5 protein-coding genes are annotated in these 3,654 nt (G+C 67.3%); 3 read left to right on the top strand and 2 right to left on the bottom strand.

Translation table 11 applies throughout. The features are described 5' to 3' along the window. Positions 1 to 51: 51 nt before the first annotated feature. Together AC0IW9_RS30170 and AC0IW9_RS30175 are read left to right on the top strand one after the other, a co-directional pair. Positions 52 to 486, top strand: coding sequence for a hypothetical protein (locus tag AC0IW9_RS30170; RefSeq protein ID WP_471652000.1), 435 nt, complete (start codon positions 52 to 54; stop codon positions 484 to 486). Positions 487 to 531: 45 nt separating this feature from the next. Continuing rightward, positions 532 to 1,596: a ketopantoate reductase family protein gene (locus AC0IW9_RS30175; RefSeq protein WP_471652001.1), complete on the top strand. Its 1,065-nt coding sequence runs from the start codon at positions 532 to 534 to the stop codon at positions 1,594 to 1,596. 15 nt (positions 1,597 to 1,611) lie between these two features. Here the strand turns inward: AC0IW9_RS30175 and AC0IW9_RS30180 are convergent, their stop codons facing one another. Further along, a complete protein-coding gene (locus AC0IW9_RS30180) occupies positions 1,612 to 1,986 on the bottom strand; it encodes a c-type cytochrome (RefSeq protein ID WP_471652002.1) in 375 nt (124 codons plus the stop codon). A gap of 61 nt (positions 1,987 to 2,047) precedes the next feature. Further along, positions 2,048 to 2,986, bottom strand: a complete 939-nt coding sequence (gene htpX / locus AC0IW9_RS30185) for a zinc metalloprotease HtpX (RefSeq protein ID WP_471652003.1) — start codon at positions 2,984 to 2,986, stop codon at positions 2,048 to 2,050. Positions 2,987 to 3,300: 314 nt separating this feature from the next. On the opposite strand from htpX, the gene AC0IW9_RS30190 reads away from it, so the two are divergent. Continuing rightward, complete coding sequence (locus tag AC0IW9_RS30190) at positions 3,301 to 3,384, top strand: DUF1674 domain-containing protein (protein WP_471652004.1); 84 nt, start codon at positions 3,301 to 3,303, stop codon at positions 3,382 to 3,384. The last annotated feature ends 270 nt before the right edge of the window (positions 3,385 to 3,654 follow it).

The following is a 3,654-nucleotide window of genomic DNA, read 5'->3' on the forward strand; positions in this document are numbered from 1 at the left end:
GGTCGGGCTGGGCCGCCCGGTTGGCGCCGGGCCGGGGACCAAGGGTCTCAAGTGAGCCGCGGGGATAGCGCCGCCCGTCGCCTTTATGAGTGGGAGGACCGGGTGGTGGCGCCGCGCGATACCGGCGCCGTGCCCTTCGTCCAGCTGCAGGCATTGGTCGACCATGTCTGGGCGGCCGAGGGGCTTCGTTTCCCGCCCAAGGTCCGCCCCTTGCCACGCCAGGCCCGCCGCACCGTCGCCCGGGCCAGCCGGCTGGCGATCGAGGCGCCGCCGGCGCTGCCGAGCTGGGTGCTGCTGCATGAGCTTGCCCATGCCATGACCAGCACGGCGGAGGGTGCCAGTGCCGGGCATGGGCGGTTGTTCGTCGGGATGTACCTCGGCCTGCTGGTCCGCCATGCGCGGATGCCGATGGCGGAGCTGGCCGCATCCCTGGATGCCGCCGGCATTCCCTTCGAGGCCGCGGCGCGCCCCGTCTTCCTAGGCTGATCCTGGACAGTTAGGCTGCCCCGGATATCAGGGGGAGGGACGCCAATGCGCCCGAGAATCGCTTTCATCGGGGCTGGTGCGGTCGGTGGCTATGTGGGCGGGCATCTGTCCCGGCTTGGCCATGACGTGACCCTCATCGATCCCTGGCCCGAGCATGTTGAGACCATCCGCGCCAGGGGCTTGGTGCTGTCCGGGTTGGAGCCGGAGGAGAACGTCACCGTCCCGGTGCCGATCCTCCACCTGACCGAGGTGCAGGGCTTCTCCAAGCAGCGGCCGATCGACATCGCCTTCGTCTCGATGAAATCCTACGACACCATTTGGGCGACGCATTTCATCGCGCCCTACCTGGCGGAGGGCGGCTACGTCGTCTCCCTGCAGAATTGCATCAACGAGGAGCGGATCGCCGGCGTGGTCGGCTGGGGCCGCACCGTGGGCATGATCGCGGCGACCATCTCGGTGGATCTGTACGAGGCCGGTCATATCCGCCGCACCGTGCCGCGCGGCGGTGCCAACCGCATCGTCTTCCGGGTGGGCGAGGTGCATGGGCGGATCACGCCGCGGGTGCAGGCGCTGGGCGACATGGTCGCGGGCATCGATAGCGTGAAGGTCACCACCAACCTCTGGGGGGAGCGCTGGTCGAAGCTCTGCGTGAACGGCATGCGGAACGGCATCAGTGCCGCGACCGGGCTTTCCGGCAATGAATGCGACACCACGGAGCAGATCCGCCGCTTCGCGATCCGCATCGGCTCCGAGGCGGTGCGGGTCGGTCAGGCGCTCGGCTATAGCCTGGAGAAGATCCAGAACATCGACTCGGAGATCCTGGCCCTGGCAGGGGAAGGCGATGCCACGGCGCTGGATACTGCGGAAACGACCTTGCTGGCCTCGGTCAAGGCTGGCCAGCGTAGCGCCCTGCAGCGGCCTTCCATGGGCCAGGACATGCTGAAGGGCCGCAGGACCGAGATCGACTACATCAACGGCTTTGTCGCGGCCGAGGGGCTGAAGGCAGGGCTTGCGGCCCCGGCCAATGCTGCGCTGACCGCGGTGGTGAAGCGGGTCGAATGCGGCGAGATTCCGGCCCGTCCCGAAAACATCATCGGCATCAACTTCTGATGCCGATGCGGCGCCTCAGCTATTCGCCTTAAGGTAGGCGATCAGGTCGTTCAGCTGCTGCTCGTTCCGCAGACCGGGATAGGACATGGACCCGGCGGGGATGACTGCCTTCGGGTTGGCGATATAGGCGCGGAGCGTATCCTCGTTCCAGGCCAGCCCGCCTTCCGCCTTCTCCCGCAGACTGGCGGAATAGCGGAAGCCCTCGCTGCTGCCGGCCTTGCGGCCGACGATCCCGTGCAGGTTGGGGCCAACGCCGTTGCGGCCGCCTTCATTGATGCTATGGCAGGCGCGGCACTGGTTGAAGACGCGCTGGCCGGCCTCGGCATCCTGGGCGGCGGCAGGCAGGGCGGCGCCGATCAGCAGCGCTGCGGTAAGGGTGGCTCGGACCATCGGGCGGCGTCTCCGGTTGCGACGGGGCAGATGCGCGAGCGGTCGCGGACCGTCAAGCGCCTCACCCCCAAGGATTGCGGCGGCCCTGGGTTCCCCAAGGCGAGCCGCTTCCAGGGCGGGTTGCCGGGGGCATGGGCCAGCCACTGCGTGGGAAGGCCGGGGGCGGGGCCATGGCCAGGAGGCGGCGGATGCGCTCCTCGGTCGGCGGGTGGGTGGTGAACAGGCTATCCATCCGGAGGCCCGAGAGCGGGTTGATGATGAACATATGGGCGCTGGCCGGATGGGCCTCCGCCGTGTGGTTCACCAGACCCTGCTTGCATTGCTCCAGCTTGGCGAGGCCGCTGGCCAGCCAGCGGGGGTCGCCACAGATTTCGGCGCCCAGGCGGTCGGCCTCATATTCACGGGACCGGCTGATAGCCATCTGGACCAGCATGGCGGCGATCGGGCCAACGATGACCAGCAGGATGGCGCCAATCGGTCCAAAGGGATTCCGCCGCCCATCCTCGGACCGGCCGCCGAAGAGGAAGCCGAATTGCGCCAGCATGCCGATGGCGCCCGCCAGGGTGGCGGTGATGGTCATGATGAGCGTGTCGCGGTGGCGGATATGCGCCAGCTCATGCGCCACGACGCCGGCGATCTCCTCCTCCGACATCATATCCAGCAGGCCGGTGTTCACCGCGACGGCGGCATTGTCCGGATTCCGGCCGGTGGCGAAGGCATTGGGCTGGTTCTCATGAATGACATAGAGGGCCGGCATGGGCACCCCGGCGCGTTGCGCCAGCCCCTGGACCAGGCGGTAGAGCCGTGGCGCGCTTTCGGGGGCGATGGGTTCGGCATTGTGCATGGCAAGCACGACCCGGTCGCTGCCCCACCAGGCCCAAAGGTTGGTGCCGCAGGCGACCAGGAAGGCGATGACCATGCCCTGGCGCCCGCCCAGGGCAAAGCCGATGCCGACGAACAGCGCCGTCAGCCCCGCCAATAGGATTGCCGTTCGCAGCATGCCGCCCATTCTGAAGCACCTTCCTGGTCGCGCCGCATTGGGGGTGGCGCGAAGCCCCCTGGGCACCCCAGATGATGGCCTGGCCCAAGGGCCGACAAGCCCCCTACCCTATGAGGACTGTATATCCGATGTCGGATCCGACCCCATTGCCGCCGAGCGATCCCCCGGTCCCGGTGCCCCCGATCCCCCCGGCCCCGCCAGGGCCTGAGACACCGCCTGCCCCGATCGAGGATCCGCCGGGTCAGGAGAACCCTGTGCCGGGTGACCCGGCGGTGCCGCCTGCCGGTGACCCCCCGACGGAGCCGCCGTTGCGGATGAAGGAAATTGGGGGTCCGGCAGGCCCCGAGCCGACCCGCTATGGCGACTGGGAGAGGAAGGGAAGGGTCAGCGACTTCTAGCCAAGCCAGCTCTTAGAAGGGGTAAATCGGGGTCGGCGAGGAATTTTGCCGAAGCCTGAAAATAGGCGTTGACGGGTAGGGGGGGCGCCAGTAAAAGCCGCCTCCCGCACGGAAGTGCGGTTCACCTCCCCGGCAAGCTTGCTAGCCGGTCTTGACTAAAGGCTTCGGTCTTTATACAAGGTCTCAGAGGCCCTGTTCTTTTAAATCCTTATCGGTTATTTGGAAGCGTGTAATATATGCTTGCTGGTTATCCTGTCTTATTGATGGGTT

This window comes from Belnapia sp. AC561, from assembly GCF_979252845.1.

What these genes read in the sequence shown, in the direction of transcription:
- AC0IW9_RS30175 (WP_471652001.1), top strand. Translation starts at nt 532, where the DNA reads ATGCGCCCGAGAATCGCTTTCATCGGGGCTGGTGCGGTCGGTGGCTAT.
- AC0IW9_RS30180 (WP_471652002.1), bottom strand. Translation starts at nt 1,986, where the DNA reads ATGGTCCGAGCCACCCTTACCGCAGCGCTGCTGATCGGCGCCGCCCTG.
- htpX (WP_471652003.1), bottom strand. Translation starts at nt 2,986, where the DNA reads ATGCTGCGAACGGCAATCCTATTGGCGGGGCTGACGGCGCTGTTCGTC.
- AC0IW9_RS30190 (WP_471652004.1), top strand. Translation starts at nt 3,301, where the DNA reads ATGAAGGAAATTGGGGGTCCGGCAGGCCCCGAGCCGACCCGCTATGGC.